The organism is Mesorhizobium sp. CA14 (assembly GCF_020165195.1).
Lineage (GTDB): Bacteria > Pseudomonadota > Alphaproteobacteria > Rhizobiales > Rhizobiaceae > Mesorhizobium.
The window spans coordinates 56,601-73,027 of record NZ_JAIUHR010000010.1 but is presented as its reverse complement, the minus strand read 5'-3'; the positions used below and the strand labels follow the sequence as shown (position 1 = coordinate 73,027).

Sequence of the window (16,427 nt, the reverse complement as noted above, 5' to 3'; positions counted from 1 at the left end):
ATCTATACGTAGGGGATCGCGAAACGGTGCAATCGGAGATCGGCTATGGACATCACGCGCAGAGAAATCCTGGCGTCGCTCGGTGTTTCAATGGCGATGCCGCTGCTCGCCGGACGAACCTTGGCGCAGATCGCCGGCGAGCAAGGGGCAAAGCCTGCACTCGGCTCGCTTCCCGACTGGTCGAAGGTCAAGCTTCAGCTCTGGAAGTATGAGAATCCATTCGTTCCCTCGCAATGGAACGAACCGAAGCTCGGCGGCTATGGCTGGAAGGGCGACAACGTCAAAATCGTCAATGGCGAACTTCAGCTGACTGTCAGCGAGAAGGCCTCGGCGCAGGTCATCGCCGGCGGCAAGTCCGACACCTCATCGGCACGCTGGGAAGTGGATGTCACCTTGCCGACGATGAGGCCGGGGCTTATCGCGGCCCCGCTCTGGACGTTCAACGATAAGGCCCATGAGGAAATCGACTTCGAAATCGTCGGCACGAAAGGGCTTCAGCTGACCGTTTGGGCAAGCGTGAACAACCAGCACAAAAGCGTCTGGGTGAAGTGGATTGAACTTGGGGATCTGTCTGGCAAGCGCTATCGGCTCGGCATCGAATACGAAGCGGGCAAGCGTGTCAGCTTCCTGATCAACGGGGAAGAAGCCGCTGTCGTTACGCCTGCCGATACGGCCGGAGGGGCTTTTCCGAACAACCCGATGAAGCCCTATTTCGACCTGTGGGTCGCAGCCGGAACCGTAATGGACCCGCGCTGGGCTGGCCAATGGGAACCGATGGCGCCCAACGACAAACTGGTCATGACCATTCACGGCTATAAGCGCACCGACCTTAACTCGTGAGGCAGGGCATAAGCCGGACGCATTCTGCATCCGGCAGATACCAGTCTACGCCGCGCGGCGGACGCCCTGCCGGGCCGCTCTTTCGAGCAGATCGACAAACACCACCAACTGCCGCGCGGGATCGAGCTCCGGGCGTTTGGAGAAGGCCAGAGCCGCGGCCGAAAGCCGTTCGTATTCCTGGCGATCGTTCCACAGGCTCCTCACCGCCGCGGCCCAGTCGGCGAGCGGGGCGTCGTACTCGAGCACCACGCCGCCGGGACCGATGGCTTCGGGCAGGCCGCCGCGCCTCGATCCGACGACAGGGATGCCGCTGCAATGCGCCTCGGACGCGACGCGGCCCCAGGCTTCCTCCCATTTGCTCGGGGCAAGCAAGATCCTGGTGCGGCCATAGACCGTCTTCATATCGTCGGTGCGGTTTTCCAGCGTGACATTCGAGAGCGGCGCGATGGTCTTTTCGATGCGGGCACGATGCTCGTCCTCCAGTTTCCAGCTCTCCACGAACAGGAAGGGAATCTCCGGGCAGGCGGCCGCAATCTTCACCGCCAGATCGAAACCCTTCTCCTCATAGGGATTGATCATGGTGACGAATTCGCCGGTCGTATGCGTGCAATAGAGAGCGTCGTTGATGGTCGGCGGAAGAACGACGGACTCGATGCCGAATTTTTCCTTGTAGGTGCGCGCGGTGAATTCCGAATTGGCGATGTATAAAGCCGAATTGAGCTCGCGCGGATCGCCAGCGAGCTCGTGGAATTCGACATTGTGGAGGTAGACGACCAGTGGCACGCCTTCGGCCAGAAGCGCCTTTCCGAGCAGGACCGATTTGTGGCACTGCACGACGGCGACGTCCGGTGTGGTCTTCTCGACGGCGAAGCCGGCCGCCTCCCAGGGGAACCAGGCGCGCATCACCGGGTAGCCGGGGAAATTGTCGACAACCGCGGGCTGCCGCAACAGCTTCATCTTGGCGCGCGCCTTGAGGCCGAACATGCCGTCGCCGAACAGCGAGGCGAGGACCGACGCCTGATGGCCGTGCTCGATCAGCTGTTCGACCAGGTGGTGGGTGTTGGATTGCACGCCGCCGGTGAACTCGGGAATGTACCCGTTGCCGCTTGCAAAAAGCACTTTCATCATTCTGCTCCTAATTCGGCTCGGGCGAGTATCCGTAAGCCACGGCTCATCAGCTTGCGCCGCGCGCCAAGGGAAGCTTCGACGTCATCGCCCGGCACAGCCGGCCGAGCGAAGCGGAAAGCGACAGCGCCGAATACTCCCGCAACAATTTCGAAGCCGGGATCACCTTTCCCGCCTTCAGGTCCCGCGCCAGATAATGCGGGAAGGAATGCATGTATTCCCTGACGATGTCGGCCTTGAGAGGCCCCGACTTCCATGCCTTCACCGCCGAGACGAATGCGTCGGCGGGGGCGGATGCCAGGCCCGTGTCATAGGCTTCGAACGTGCGCCGCACGATGGCGCGTTCCTTGTCGCTGAGCGACGTCTTTCCGGCTCGTTCGGCAAGCAGGGCGTAGCGGCGGATGTCCTCGGCCGCGTGATGCCACAAACCCTTCCTGGCCATGATGCTCGAGCGCTGCAGCAGCGCCTGCATCTCGAGATCGGCCGTCCTCGGCAGGGCCTGCTCCGAGCGATCCAGATACTCATGCAGATCGACCGACTTGTAGACCTCTTCCATGATCGCCCGGTCGTACGCGCCCCAGGCCTTGATCCGGTCGGTGTAGGAAATGACCACCTTGGTGCTGCCGCGGACCATGTCGTGCTGGCGCTGGAAGAACATCAAGCCATCAACCCTGACGCCCTTGAACCGGCGTGCAAGCCTCAGCATCATCTCGTAGTCCTGCGACCGGACCAGGGTCTCGTTGAAGCCACCCACCTCGTCGTAGCATTTGCGGCGCACCAGGAGACCCGGCTGGTGGACGTGGCAATATTCGAGATGCGACGGGAAAAAATTGTCCTGGCTGACATGGCCGAAGGCGACGATCTCGTAATCCTGCTCCTCGATCTGGGCCGAACGCTGGAAACGCGCATATTCGCCGAATGCGAAATCGGCGGCCGGCTCCCGCTCGAAAGCGGCGAGAAACCGCTCCAGCGCCGTCGGGTGCGCGACATCGTCGTCATCGAATATCCAGACGAAATCCCCCGTGCAGCGCTTCAGGGCGAAATTCAGCGCCGTCGACTTGCCGCCATTCTCCTTGCGGTAATATTCGACCGGCTCCGGGAAAGAGGCCGCCACCGCGCCGGTATTGTCCGTCGAGCCGTCATCCACGATCAGGATCTGATCCGGCGCCACGGTCTGCCGCAGCAGGCTGCCGATGGATTCGGGCAGGAATTTTTCGCGGTTGAAGGTAGGGACGATGACGGTGACCGTCGGTTTGCGCTGTGCAGCCATTGGCGACCTCATACTGTTGCCGATGCCCCGTTCGCCGGGATGAGTCCACAGCCATGGCGACGGCCATTGTCCTTGAGGCAATCAGCAGTCATGCCGCCATCCTGCCGATCGAGAAATATTCGATGCCGTAGCGCGCGATCACCTTGGGATCGTAGAGATTGCGGCCGTCGAAGATGACCGGCGTCGTCAGCGCATCCTTGAGCGCGTCGAAAGACGGCGCGCGGAAGCTCTTCCATTCGGTGCAGATCAAAAGCGCGTCGGCGCCGCGCAGCGCCGCCTCCTTGGTGCCGCACAAAAGCAGATCCTCACGCAGGCCGTAGATCGCCTGACACTCCTGCATCGCCTCGGGATCGTAGGCCTGCACCTTGGCGCCGGCCGCCCACAGCGCTTCCATCAGCGTGCGCGACGGCGCCTCGCGCATGTCGTCGGTGTTGGGCTTGAAGGCCAGCCCCCAGACGGCGAAGGTCTTGCCCCTGAGCGCGCCCTTGAAATAGTGATTGACCTTGTCGAACAGGACCGACTTCTGCGCATTGTTGCGCTCCTCGACGGCGCGCAGCAATTTGGCGTCGAACTTGACGCCCTCGGCGGTCTTGATCAGCGCGCGCACATCCTTCGGGAAGCAGGAGCCGCCATAGCCGAGGCCGGGATAGATGAAGTGGTAGCCGATGCGCGGATCCGAGCCGATGCCCTTGCGCACCTCCTCGATGTCGGCGCCCAACTGCTCGGCGAGATTGGCCATCTCGTTCATGAAGCTGATCTTGGTCGCCAGCATGCAATTGGCGGCGTATTTGGTGAATTCGGCGCTGCGCACATCCATCACGATCATCTTCTCGTGGTTGCGGTTGAACGGCGCGTAGAGCTCGCGCATCACCATTTCGGTGTCCTCGCTGGAGGTGCCGACGATGATGCGGTCCGGCTTCATGCAATCGGCGACCGCCGAGCCCTCCTTGAGGAATTCGGGGTTCGAGGCGACGTCGAAAGCGAGATCCTCGCGGCCGCGCTTCTTCAGCGTTTCGGCGATTCTGGCCTTCACCTTCTCGCAAGTTCCGACCGGCACGGTCGACTTGCCGACGACGATCTTGGCGCTGTCCATCTCACGACCGATGGTCTCGGCGACGGCCAGCACATATTTCAGATCGGCCGAGCCATCCTCGCCGGGCGGCGTGCCGACCGCGATCATCTGGATCTGGCCATGCCTGACCGCCGCGGCCGCGTCCGTGGTGAAGCGGATGCGCCCGGCAGCGTGATTTTCCTTGACGAGGGTCTCGAGGCCCGGTTCGAAAATCGGGATCAGGCCCTGATTGAGCCGCTCCACCTTCTTCTCGTCGATATCGACGCACACCACCTCGTGGCCGACCTCGGCAAGCACCGCGGCCTGGACGAGACCGACATAGCCAATCCCAAACACCGTCAAATTCATTTGGTTCTATTCCTGTCAAAGGCCGGGCCACAAAAGCGGTCCGGCCGGTTCAGATGTCCCCCAGGCCCAGCGGCCTAGTTGGAATTACTTATGCTGCATGCCAGCGATTCCGGAAACTGACATGGCTGGCCCAGAGCGGTGAAAGCGACGCGCTTGACCTGCATGGTCACCTTGCTGCCCGGATCGGTGAAGGCACCCATCCAGTTGGTCAGCTTGTCGCTGCCCCAGAGGCTGAAGAAGATTTTCTGCGAATGCTTCGGCAGCTCGTCCGGGTTGGTCACCTCATGGACCAGCTTGCCGTTGACATACCAGCGCAGCCGGTCCTTCTCCCAGACGAAGCCATAGTCGTTGAAGCCCTTGTCGGCGCCGCCCTCGACATCGACCAGCTTGCCGTTCTTCGGCTTGCCCTGGATGTAGCTGTTGACCTGGACTTTCGAGGGGTCCTTGGTGAGGACCTCGAAGTCGATCTCGTCCCACGGCTGTTTGTCCTGCGGGCCGATATAGGTGAAGAAGGCGGCGTTGAGGCCGGAGCCGGTGCCGGTCTTCATGCGCGCCTCGTACACGCCGTAGCCGTAGCGCTGCTTGGTCTGAACTTCGGCGCAGGCGAACTCGCGGTCCTTCAGCTTGCGCTTTTCGAAACCCAGCGACAGCACGCCGTCGGAAAGCCGCACAAGATCCTTCGACCAGGTGCAGTTCTGATGGGCGCCATTGGTCCAGCCGTCCGAGACGAACCAGCGGGACTGGTTGAAATTCGAGAAATTGTCGACGAAGGACGGCGCGCTTTGCAGATCTTGCTGCGCCTCTTGCGCGTGCGCCGGATGCAGGTTCGCAAGGGTTGCTGCGACGACCGCAAACAGGGCGCCGACCACGCCGAGCCGCGGGCTGGTTAATCGGCTCCCTGGCGCATGCGCCATCGCGCAAGCCGCCTCGGTGGAGGTGTTGTCCGGATCTGCGTTCATAACAAACTCACCTTGTGTTGTCCGCCCAACCCAAAGTCATCCTCGGTTCGCATGAGCGAGCCGCTTTTTTACCTTCGCCCTTTGAACTCCTCTAACGTCTTGTACCGATGACGACGCCTGAAGGCGCCGTCATCCTCTCGCTGTGGCCTGCGCAGCAGGCCGATCGGAACCATCCTCGACGATCGCGTCGAGCGAATGACGCAGTTCCTTCATCAAACCTTTCTGGCGAGCGAGCTCCGCAATGCGCCGCTCGCAGTTGAGGATCGAGGTGGTCATCGCGCTGACGTCCGATCCCTTGCTGGGCGACGCCGAACCGTTCTCCATCGCCTCGACCAGAAAGGCCGCATTGGCGGCCGTCGACTTGTAACGATTCTCCAGCCCGGTTTTCTCCGCCTCGATCTCCGCCGCTATCTGGTCGAACAGCTTCGCCAGCCGGTCGAAACGCTGCAGATCGGTCTGCCGGTCGCGCGCCGGATCCCGGGATCTGAAGCCAAAAATCGAAGCCATCCTATCGGCCTTTCGAAATTGCTGCATTGCAACAAGACTGCCATTCCAGCAGCCACTAGGCAACATCATAGTTTTGGGAATGCGGATTTTTTGAGGGGCGGCAGCTTCCGAGACAACGCGGGATCACCCGCTTGCAGCGCTGGTTGCCGCCATCAGGAAGCGCGTCGGCGGCATTTGCTGCGGCGCAACAATCCCGGTGCGGCGGAACAGCGCGTCGAGCTTGTCGGTGGCGACGCCGCGCACGATCGGGATCAGATTCGACTGGCTTGCGAAGGCGTAGGCAGCGGCCGATGCCAGCCCACGCTCGGCCTTCACGTCAAGAAAATTGCGCAGCCGGTATTTGTCGCGGACATGGCGCTCATGGCGCCGCAACGCGGCCTTCGAGCGCTCCGGAAGACTGTCGATCTGGAGCAGCGCCAGATCGGCATCGGCAAGACGCTTCAAATCCTGCGTCCTGTGGCGGCCGCTCAGCGAATCGGCGCGCACGATCGCGCCATAGCCGCAGGACTTGATGATCTTGAACCGGGCTCCGTAAGCGACAGCGCGCGCGTAGAGCTCGTAATCCTCGCCAAGCCTGAGGTTCTCGTCGTAGCTCAACCCATGCCGCTCGAGGAAAACCCGGCTGATCACCGGCTTGAGGAAACCGAGCTCGCCGCGCCGCACATGGCGGCGCGAGATGTTGCCGTCGATGAAGCGCTCGAAATCGAGAAATTCCGGCTCGGCCGCGAAAGGCGGCGCTGCGACCTTGGCGAGGTCGGTCGCGGCGTCGTCGCGGATCAGCATGATGTTGTCTGCGGCGAAATCCCAGTCGGCGCTGGCGAAAAGCCGGCGAAAACGGCCTTCGAGGAAGAAATCGTCAGCGTCGAGAATGCTGATGAAGGGCGATTTGGAGGCCTGGATGGCGGCGTTGCGCGCGGCGGAAGGACCGCGATTGACGTCGAAGCGGATAACGGCAAGCCGGCCGCTGCCGTCGTCGGCGGCCAAAGCCACGTCCTTGGTGTCGTCGGTTGAGGCGTCGTCGACCACTATGACTTCGGCGACTTCGGCCTCGCGCAGCGCCGAAGCGATGGCGCCGGGAATGGTGCGCGCCGCATTGCGCGCGGCGATGATGACGCAGACCCCGGAGGTCGTTATGGGCGTCGTCACGGGCATGGGCTCACCTTTCGCTCGCATGATTGGCCGCCCCGCCCACGATTTTGATCATTTCGCTCCGCGCCGGCTCGACCGTGGCCGGGCGCTCGAAGATGCGCCGGCTGAGGTCGGCGGAGGCCGCCCAGCCCGCTTCAGCCAGGTAGCGGACCGGCTCGCGGCCGCAGAGTTCCCACAGCACATGGCGGCGCTGAGGCCAGCGCAGGGACGCGAGCCAGGGCGCCATGACCATGTGGAAGAGGTCGGCATTGTCGATACGGGCCAGAATGCGGGTGGCGCGATCCGAAAGCAGCGTGCCGTCGCCGCCGAGCAGCACGTCGGCGGCGCGCAACCCCAAGAGCAGCGTGTCCGTCAGGCCCTGTCCGGCGGCGTGATCGAGCACCCTCTGCTGCTCGGCTTCGTTCAGGCGGGTGGCGCTGGCCCTGACGTCGCAGACATAGCCGGCGCAGGGCTCGCGGTTGAAAAAGGCCTTGGCGACGCTGATCGACGACAAAAGCAGCGTGTCGGCCGCCGAGATCACCGGCATGACGGCTCCGGCCACCTCGACTTCGCGCTTGCGGCGCAGAAAGCCGTCGATGTCGCGCGGACTCGGCGAGCCCGGTTGCTGCAGCCGGTGATGGAGGTCGACCGTCGAGGCCCTCGCGCCATCTTCGCAAACCATGTGCTGCTCGCCGAGGAACCGAACCCACCAGACGGAACGGGATTTGCCGGCAACCTCGTAGCCGATCGCCCGCAACGCCTCGCGGGCTTGCCCAAAGCGCGCCGACGAAACCAGTATATCGACATCGCCGGAAGGCTTCATGAAATGGTCGCCATAGAGCAGATGCTGCTGGAGCGGGCCCTTGAGAAAGACGAAATCGACCTGCCTGTCGCGCAGCGCGCGATCGATGGCCATCGAATCGCCGATGCAGGCGGCGTTCATCGACATCGTGCGCCGACGGTAGCCATCGAGCCATTCAGACAATTGCGCAGGCGCAGCGCCGGCGGTCGCACGCTTGAGCGCCTTGAGCAGGAACACGGCGACTTTGTTCAGCCTGGCAATGTCGGCGATATTGGCCGCCGAGATTGGGGCCGCCGAGATTGAGGCCGCAGTGATCGGGGCGGCCCCGATCGGGGCGGCCGAGACCGTCGGCGCGGGCACATCGACCCGGCCATCCGTGATGTTGGCTCGTGGCGCGAAAAACAGCCTCAGGCAGGCCTGCACATAGGCGACTTCGTCGGCGCAGCCGGCGGCGCGCAGCCTCTCATAGGAGCCATCCTGCACCGCCATGCCCGATGTCGTTCTCCGCAAAATGCCGCCCGAGGGGTTTATACCGCAACTGCGAAGAAAAGCATCGGAAAAATTGACGTGATCATGCCAAAAGCGGCTGAGGTCGCCTCCTGAACGCAACCTCAGCGTTTAAAATCGCTACACGCTCAATCACTTTTGAAGACAACTCCGGGGACGTTTCCGGCAGGCCGAAAAATGACGATTTTTTGCGGCAATTTCTTCGCAATTGCGAGATGTCTTTTTCACCCGAAAAATTTATCGCAGATAAATCAAACGCTTATCTAAACGGCAAGGACCTACGGTTGAATTCCTGGATGGGTGAGGTTTAGGATGACGGTGCCTACGCTTTGATTACCAACGGATGCGCGCGCAACCAAGAATTGATTAATGCCTGGTAAATCAGGCTTGACTCATAGATGTTGCCGTGCAGCAATTGCATTGCAGCATAGCCATATGCTGGCGGCATTCTGCAGCCGCTTCCAGGTCCTTAGTTGGAGAGTAGAATGGAACAGAATGTTGAAAAGCATGAGTACGAGACCCCCAGCCTGACGGTTCACGGTTCGATTGAAACGATCACGCAGGGCGGTGCTGGCACGACGGCGCTTGACGCGAGCTTTCCCGCGCACACGCCGGTCGGCGAGCTGACCTTCTCTTAAAGCTTACAGGCATCCGGATGTCTAAGTTGGGGCTCCGGATGCTCTCCAACAGGTGAGCCGGGGGGCTTTTGTCCCCCGGCTTCCTGCCGAGGATCGCCGGCAACCGATCCGCGGCGAAGGGCCCAAGGGCGCGGTGGCCAGCAACGAGGTTTTAGGATGGACTGGAACCCCTCGGACCATGACCGCGTGGTCGCGACCGGCGAGGCGGTCGCATGTGAATTCGGCGCAGGACTGGCGCTGCTCCACCTTAAATCCAACGTCTATTACAGCCTGAACAGCGTCGGCGCCTTCATCTGGGAGCAGATCCAGGAGCCGCGATCGATCCTCGATATCCGCAGCGCCGTGCTTGCGCGCTACAATGTCGATGCCGAGCGCTGCAAGGCCGATGTCGAGGGCTTGCTCAAGGGGCTGACCGAAGCAGGACTTGCGAGGCTCCACCATGAGGAACTGGTCTAGGCTCCGCTCGCTGAGCGGCCGGGAGATGCTGTTTCTGGCGCACTGCCTGACGGTGGTGAGCGCGGTGCGGCTGGCGCTGACGCTGTCCTCCTACAACCGTGTCCGCAGCCTGGTGACCCGGCTGGACGCCAGGCGCGACCCCGGCATCGCCGACCTGCGGCGTGTCGCATGGGGCGTTGCAGCCGCGGCGCGGCTCGTGCCGGGCGCCACTTGCCTCGCCCAGGCGCTGGCCGGGCAATATCTGCTCGCCCGTCAGGGCAACGCCTCGAAGATCAGCATCGGCATCGAGAAAGGAACCGGCAGCGAGCTCAAGGCGCATGCCTGGCTGATGAGCGGCAAACACATCGTGCTTGGCGGCTCGATCAATGGATTTGCCCATCTGGTCGACCACGAGTCGTGAGCGATGAGCGGCGTCGCTGGAATCGTGTATGACGACAATGGCCGGCCGGCCGGGGCGGGCGACATCCAAGAGATGCTTTCGCGCATGCGCCACCGCGCCCGCGACGGCAGCTCCTGGTGGACCGAGGGCAGCGTGGCGCTCGGCCACGCCTGGCTCGACACGACCGGTGAGGACAGGCCAGGCCCGCTGACGATGGCCGGCGGCAAGCTCGCCATCACCGCCGATTGCCGGCTGGACAATCGCGACGAGCTTCTGGCGCGGCTCGGCCTTCGCGAGCGGTCGATGGCCGACGCGGTGCTCATCATGCGCGCCTACCTCAAATGGGGCGAGGCCTGCCCGACCTATCTGCAGGGCGATTTCGCCTTCGCCATATGGGATGGCGAGCGCCAGACGCTGTTTTGCGCGCGCGATCATTTCGGCGTCAAACCTTTCTACTATCATTCGACCGGCAGGCGCTTCGCGTTCGCCTCGGAGATCGGGCCGATCCTTGCGCTGGACGGCGTCGCCAGGCGGCTCAGCGAACACCAGATTTCCGGCTTCCTCGCCGGCTTGACGGACGATCCGCAGGCCACGCCCTATGCCGAGATCTTCCGCCTGCCGGCGCGGCACAGCATGATGGTGTCGGACCGTCAGGTGGTGCTGCGGCGCTACTGGCAGATCGAGCCGTCGCAGCGGCCGCGACGCTCGGACGCGGCCGACGAATTCCGGCATCTCTTCGCGCAATCGGTGGAGAACCGCATGCGCGGCACGCCGGCCGTCGGTGCCATGCTGAGCGGCGGGCTCGATTCCTCCTCGATCGCTTGCGTTGCCGGTCTTCGCGCGGCGGCTAAACGCAACCCGAAACTCAAGACCTTCTCGCTGGTCTTCGACAAGGGCTCTTCCATGGACGAGAAGCCGTTCATCGATGCGGTGCTCGACGACAATCCGCTCGACGCCACGTTGATTGCGGTGAGCAATTACGCGCCCTTCGCTGAATTCGAGCGCATCCTGGAGGAGCAGGAAGGCACGTTCCTGGCGCCCGGCCTGTCGCTGACCCGCGACCTTTACCGCACGGCAGGCGCCAAGGGCGTCAAAGTGCTTCTCGACGGGCATGGCGGCGACGAGGTCGTCTCGCAGGGCCATGGGCATCTTCACGAACTCGCCAATGCCGGCAGGTGGCTGGAGCTGTGGCGGGAATTGCACAGCGCCGCCAACACCTATGGCGAGGGGATGTTTTCCCTCTATTTCAAATTCCTGACCATCTACGGACCAGCCTGGCGGATCGCCCGGATGAGGGCGATGGCCAGACGCGTCGTCGGCAAGGCGCGGCGCAGGCCGGGGCAAGCCGCGCGCGCCGCCTGGGCGGGCCCGGTGAATCCTGAGCTTGCCAGGCGCACCGATCTTGCCGAGCGTTTCCATCGCAGCGGCTACATGCCCGCCTCCGTCACTGCCAGCGAAGCGCTGACGCATCGGTGGCTGCTGTCCACCGGACTGGTGCCGCACGCCTTCGAAGTGCTGGACAAAGCCGCCGCCAATTTCGGCGTCGAGCCGCGCTATCCGTTCTGGGACAAGCCGCTCGTCGAATTCTGCCTGGCGCTGCCCGGCGAGGAAAAGCTCAAGGACGGCTTCGGCCGCCATGTGCTGCGCCGGGCCATGCAAGGCGTCCTGCCGCCGGCGGTGCAATGGCGGCGCGACAAGATCGACTTCACCGCCAATCTGGTCAAGGGCATGCTGGGCAACCATCGCGAGCTTCTGGACAGGCTCCTGATATCGGACAGCGAGCGGATCGCGCCCTATGTCAACCTACCCGAAGTGAACGCGGTCTATGAGCGCCTGCTCAGCCGGCCCGAGCAGGCGACGCTGCCCGACGTCCAGCATGTCTGGCGCTCGGTTTCGCTGTCGCTGTGGCTGCGGCAAGTCCAAGGAAGCCCCGCATGAACCTCCCGATCGCTTCTCTCGCAGGGTCCGAGACCGCCAACGCGACCACGGCGCCGGGCGGACGCGTCCGCCATTTCTACAGGGCGTACGGGCTGGTCGTCAGCTCGGAGGTGGCCCTGCCGGAACTGGAGCCGGCGGCACCGGCGACGCCGGACCTGGAGATCGCTGTCGGGCCGCTCGACTTTCCCGACGGCGCCTCGCAGGGCGCCACGGCGTTCCGATTCAAGCCGACGCGCCAATATCTTTCCTGGCAGGCGGTCGGCACCTTCATGATCAGCGGCGGCAAGCGAATCGCGGTCGATCCGGCGCCTGGGGTCGACGACCCGCTGCTTGCCTTTCCGCTGCTCGGGCCGGTGATGGCGCTCGCCCTTCATCAGCGCGGGCTGCTCGTGCTCCATGCCAGCGCCATTGCCGTCGGCGGCAGGAGCGTGATCTTCATGGGCGACAAGGGCGCCGGCAAGTCGACGACGGCGGGCGCGATGATCGGCGCCGGCCATCGGCTGCTCACCGACGACGTCGTGGCGCTGGACCTGTCCGATCCTGAGCGGCCGATGATCCTGCCCGGATTTCCGCAGCTCAAGCTCGCCGCGGATGCGGCCGGCGCCATTCGCCTCGAGCAGGCGGAAGTGCGTCCGCAGGTGCATCCGCAGATCGACAAGGCGCAGCACCGCTTGCATGCCGGATTTGCCGCAGAAGCAGTGCCGGTTTCGCGCATCTACATGCTCGAGCGCGGCGGGCGGGCGGCGATCTCACCGCTGACCGGGGCCGCCGCGCTGCCGGCGATCATCAAATTCTCCTACATCGCGCGGTTCGGGCGGCAGGCGCTGCCCGGCGATTTTGCCGCCGCGCATCTGCACCAATGCGCACAGGTCGCCGGTCGGGTCGGCGTCAGCCGCCTCGAAGTGCCGGCCGGACTGGTCAGGATCGGCGAAGCGGTCGCCGCGATCGAAACCGACCTGGCGTCCGGGACAAGGTGACTAGGCATGGGCTGGTCCTCGAAGCTTCGCCTGTCGTTTTTCCGGGACGTCGCCGGCTTCGGCGCCATGATGGCGCATGTCGGTGGGCGGCGCACGGCGACGGCGCTTGCCTTCCTGATCCTGGGGAGTCTCACCGAAGGCATCTCGATCCTGCTGCTCGTTCCGCTGCTGCGCCTGATCGGCAAACCCGACCAGGACTATGCTGTGCGGGTTCCGGAGGCCTTGCATCGGCTGGTGCCCGGCGGAACGCTGTCGCTCGCCACCGTGCTCTCACTGCTTGTCGCGCTGGTGGCGCTGCAAGCAATTTTCAACCGCTTCAAGTCGGTCTACATGGCGCGGCTGCTCTATGACTTCGTCAACCGCGTGCGCATGAACCTGTTCGAGAGCGTCGGCAGGGCGCGCTGGGGCGTTTTCACCCGCATCCGCAGCTCCGATCTCGACCATGCGCTGAACGGCGACGTCGACCGCGTGCAGGTGGCGGCCTTCTCGCTGCTGATGCTGACCCAGGCGACGCTGCTTCTCACCGGCTATCTCGTTGTCTCGCTGTTCATCTCGCCGGTGATGACGTGCTTCGCCATTCTTGTCGGGCTGGTGCTGCTGGTCGCCCTGCAGCCGTTCAGGGCACGCGCCAGCGCCTATGGGCGCACGCTGACCGGCAACCGCCAGGACCAGTACCGCACGGTCTCGGAGTTCCTCGGCGGCATCAAGGTGGCCAAGAGCCTGAACGTCGAGGCAAGCTACTTTGCCGAGCTCGGCGCGACGTTGGACAGGATGAAGGCCGACAACATCGCCTTTGTGCGCAACAGCTCGCTCGGCACCGCGCTGTTCCAGGTTACGAGCGTGATCGGGCTCAGTTTCTTCATCTATATCGCGTTGGTCGGCTTCCACCTGTCGCTGGCCGAGATCGTCGTGCTGCTCCTGGTCTTCATGCGCGTCGCGCCGCGCTTCATGGATATGCAGCTTCAGACGCAGCAGGTGCTGATCAACCTGCCGGCCTACGCTTCGATGCAAAGCCTCCAGGCTCGGTTCGATGCCGAGCGCGAGCCGGAAGAGAACGCGGCCGAACAAGGCGCGAAACTCTCGCTCGAGACGGGCCTCAACATCCGCGATGTGTCCTTCGCCTACGGCGAAGGCGACGGGAAACCAGTGGTCAGCGATATCACCTTCGGCCTGCCGGCCGGCAAGGTGACGGCGCTGATCGGCCCTTCCGGCTCGGGCAAGAGCACGATCGCCGACATGCTGCTCGGCCTGCTCGAACCAACCGGCGGCCGAATCCTGGCCGACGGGGTGGAGATCACCGCCCGGAACCGCAGGGCCTGGCGCGATCAGGTAGCCTATGTGCCGCAGGATGTGTTCCTGCTGCACGACACGATCGCCGCCAACCTGCGTCTTGCCGCGCCTGAGGCCAGCGATGACGAGCTCTGGGCGGCCCTGCGCAACGCCCATGCGGCCGATTTCGTGGAGCGGCTGGCATTGCGGCTCGAGACGGTGGTGGGCGACCGCGGTGTCAGGCTCTCCGGCGGCGAGCGGCAGCGCATCGCCCTGGCGCGGGCGCTGCTGCGCAAACCGTCGCTGCTCATTCTCGACGAGGCGACGAGCGCGCTTGACTGGCAGAATCAGTCGCTGATCGCCCAATCGATCGAGGCGCTGCGCGGAAGGATGACGATCCTGACCATCGCGCACCGGCCGTCGATGATCGCCTTTGCCGACTGGGTCGTGGCTATAGAGAACGGACGCATCGTCGAAGTCGGACGATATCGGCGGCTGAGGGCGAAAGCCGGCAGTCGCCTTGCCAGGATGCTGTCCGGTGAGCAAGCCGAGCGCGACGGCGCGCCATCGGCCGCGACGCCGGCGCCGGTCGAACGTTCAGTGGAGGCCGCGCCTGGCGCTTAGCTTTTCGCCGTCGGCGACCTTGTTCAGGACCATGCCGCGGTCGGCCTCTCGGGCCTTGCCAGCCGATGTCGGCGTGGTTCTGCCGATCATGGCGAAGACCAGGAGGAAATAGCCGGCCTGGATGATCACGGCGCAGACGACCGCGCGGAGGAGGATGGTGCCCGCCGAGGCGCCATCGAAATAGGACCAGCCGATGACGATCGCCAGCGCGAACATCATTCCTATGATGAATTTTGGCAGAGACATGTTCGCCGGTTCCTCAACCGAAACGAGCATGCAGAAGCTGCGACTTACCCACCCGCGTAACTCCCCGTTGCGCCAAAGAGTTCTTTATGGCTGCCCAATCCGGCCGGTTGCTTCCGGCCTTCCTTACCCATGCAGACTATGACAGGAACAATTTGCGACTCTATTAAGGCCGGTCGGTCGGAGCAAGGCCGTGCAGGTATGGTTTCCAACGATTTTACGAGATCGACTCCGCCATGCTGCGTCGCACACTCTGGCTCCGACAGCTAATCAATGAGCCGTCTGTCGGTCCAGTAAAACTTGCCACTTTGATTAGTATTTTACCTGAATAACTTACCCTGGCGAGTGCTTCCAGCGGCGTGCAACCGCGTTTCTTCTGCAGCAAAGAATGCACTGTCCAAAAATGGCCCGAAAGGCGGGCTACATTTTCCTGGTTTGCTCTCACCTTGTCATAAACGTGCCACAAAGGTGAAAATTTGGGCAGGGCAGGTTTATTATTTAGTCAATTCATGACGTGAACATTTCAAGGTGATGGGAAATTGTGTGTTGCGCTGCAGCATTTTTTTGGTATCTTGCCGTAAACCATCCGTTCAACGTATGGAGCTTCTGCATGAGGGACGTCGCCAAGTCGGCTAATGCGGGTTTTGCGCAGGTCGGCGTTGATTTTCCACCCCCCATCGGCGGTCTGATCAAACGCAGCTTCGATATCGTCGGCGCCTTGGCAGGGCTGGCCCTGCTCAGCCCGCTTTTCCTGATGATCGCCCTGCTGGTAAAGCTTTCGGACAACGGTCCGATCTTTTATGGCCATAAGCGGATCGGCCGCGGCGGCAGGATCTTCTCCTGCCTCAAATTCCGCACCATGGTTCCGGACGGCGAGCGCGTGCTCGCCGCGTATCTGGCGGCCAATCCGGAAGCCAATGCCGAATGGGTCGCGACGCGCAAGCTGAAGAACGATCCGCGCGTCACCCGCGTCGGCCAGGTGCTTCGCAAGCTCAGCCTCGACGAGCTGCCGCAGATTCTCAACATCCTGCAGGGCGACATGAGCCTTGTCGGCCCGCGCCCGGTCGTGCGCGACGAATTGGAGATCTATGGCAGCGCCGCGGTCTATTACCTGAAGTCGCGCCCGGGTCTCACCGGACTGTGGCAGGTGAGCGGCCGCAACGACGTATCCTACGACACGCGCGTCGCCTTCGATCGCCATTATGTCGAGAACTGGTCGTTGTTTCAGGATATTCGCATCATCTTCAAGACGGTTCCTGCCGTGTGGATGTCGCGCGGCAGCTATTGACCGACGGGGCCTGTCCGCCGAACTCGGGCAGACATCCGGCAGTGATCTCATCGGGCG

16 protein-coding genes are annotated in these 16,427 nt (G+C 63.3%); 8 read left to right on the top strand and 8 right to left on the bottom strand.

Going from position 1 to position 16,427, the window contains the following annotated elements:
• Positions 1-45 precede the first annotated feature (45 nt).
• Positions 46-840: a family 16 glycosylhydrolase gene (locus tag LB565_RS13505; protein WP_224584671.1), complete on the top strand. Its 795-nt coding sequence runs from the start codon at positions 46-48 to the stop codon at positions 838-840.
• Positions 841-885: 45 nt separating this feature from the next.
• Here the strand turns inward: LB565_RS13505 and LB565_RS13500 are convergent, their stop codons facing one another.
• The 7 genes from LB565_RS13500 to LB565_RS13470 form a co-directional block, all read right to left on the bottom strand.
• Complete coding sequence (locus LB565_RS13500) at positions 886-1,965, bottom strand: glycosyltransferase (RefSeq protein WP_224584669.1); 1,080 nt, start codon at positions 1,963-1,965, stop codon at positions 886-888.
• A 49-nt stretch (positions 1,966-2,014) separates the two neighbouring features.
• Entirely contained in the window at positions 2,015-3,235 is a 1,221-nt protein-coding gene (locus LB565_RS13495) for a glycosyltransferase family 2 protein (protein ID WP_224584667.1), read from the bottom strand.
• A gap of 88 nt (positions 3,236-3,323) precedes the next feature.
• Positions 3,324-4,655 carry a UDP-glucose dehydrogenase family protein gene (locus LB565_RS13490; RefSeq protein WP_224511596.1) on the bottom strand — a complete coding sequence of 444 codons (1,332 nt, stop codon included), beginning with the start codon at positions 4,653-4,655 and terminating at the stop codon, positions 3,324-3,326.
• A 74-nt stretch (positions 4,656-4,729) separates the two neighbouring features.
• A complete protein-coding gene (locus tag LB565_RS13485; protein ID WP_224584665.1) occupies positions 4,730-5,614 on the bottom strand; it encodes a glycoside hydrolase family 16 protein in 885 nt (294 codons plus the stop codon).
• Between the two features lie 129 nt (positions 5,615-5,743).
• Positions 5,744-6,121 (bottom strand): hypothetical protein, encoded by a 378-nt coding sequence (locus tag LB565_RS13480; RefSeq protein ID WP_224584663.1) that lies wholly within the window; start codon positions 6,119-6,121, stop codon positions 5,744-5,746.
• A gap of 123 nt (positions 6,122-6,244) precedes the next feature.
• Positions 6,245-7,273, bottom strand: a complete 1,029-nt coding sequence (locus LB565_RS13475; RefSeq protein WP_224584661.1) for a glycosyltransferase family 2 protein — start codon at positions 7,271-7,273, stop codon at positions 6,245-6,247.
• Positions 7,274-7,277: 4 nt separating this feature from the next.
• The gene (locus LB565_RS13470; protein WP_224584659.1) at positions 7,278-8,540 is read right to left on the bottom strand and encodes a nucleotidyltransferase family protein; all 1,263 of its coding nucleotides are present in this window, start codon (positions 8,538-8,540) and stop codon (positions 7,278-7,280) included.
• Between the two features lie 503 nt (positions 8,541-9,043).
• Between LB565_RS13470 and LB565_RS13465 the strand changes: the two genes are divergently transcribed.
• The 6 genes from LB565_RS13465 (at position 9,044) to LB565_RS13440 (ending at position 14,839) form a co-directional block, all read left to right on the top strand.
• A complete protein-coding gene (locus tag LB565_RS13465) occupies positions 9,044-9,196 on the top strand; it encodes a lasso RiPP family leader peptide-containing protein (protein ID WP_095769314.1) in 153 nt (50 codons plus the stop codon).
• Between the two features lie 156 nt (positions 9,197-9,352).
• Complete coding sequence (locus LB565_RS13460; RefSeq protein ID WP_224584657.1) at positions 9,353-9,652, top strand: PqqD family protein; 300 nt, start codon at positions 9,353-9,355, stop codon at positions 9,650-9,652.
• Entirely contained in the window at positions 9,636-10,052 is a 417-nt protein-coding gene (locus tag LB565_RS13455) for a lasso peptide biosynthesis B2 protein (RefSeq protein WP_224584655.1), read from the top strand. The genes LB565_RS13460 and LB565_RS13455 overlap by 17 nt, the downstream gene beginning before the upstream one ends.
• A gap of 3 nt (positions 10,053-10,055) precedes the next feature.
• Positions 10,056-11,969: a lasso peptide isopeptide bond-forming cyclase gene (locus LB565_RS13450; RefSeq protein ID WP_224584653.1), complete on the top strand. Its 1,914-nt coding sequence runs from the start codon at positions 10,056-10,058 to the stop codon at positions 11,967-11,969.
• A complete protein-coding gene (locus LB565_RS13445) occupies positions 11,966-12,946 on the top strand; it encodes a serine kinase (protein WP_224584652.1) in 981 nt (326 codons plus the stop codon). Before LB565_RS13450 ends, LB565_RS13445 begins: the two co-directional genes overlap by 4 nt.
• Before the next feature lie 6 nt (positions 12,947-12,952).
• Positions 12,953-14,839 (top strand): ABC transporter ATP-binding protein, encoded by a 1,887-nt coding sequence (locus tag LB565_RS13440; protein ID WP_224584649.1) that lies wholly within the window; start codon positions 12,953-12,955, stop codon positions 14,837-14,839.
• Here the strand turns inward: LB565_RS13440 and LB565_RS13435 are convergent.
• A complete protein-coding gene (locus tag LB565_RS13435; RefSeq protein ID WP_224584647.1) occupies positions 14,813-15,085 on the bottom strand; it encodes an exopolysaccharide production repressor exox in 273 nt (90 codons plus the stop codon). The two genes, LB565_RS13440 and LB565_RS13435, sit on opposite strands and share 27 nt — an antisense overlap.
• Before the next feature lie 607 nt (positions 15,086-15,692).
• Between LB565_RS13435 and LB565_RS13430 the strand changes: the two genes are divergently transcribed.
• Entirely contained in the window at positions 15,693-16,370 is a 678-nt protein-coding gene (locus LB565_RS13430) for a sugar transferase (protein WP_224584644.1), read from the top strand.
• Positions 16,371-16,427 lie beyond the last annotated feature (57 nt).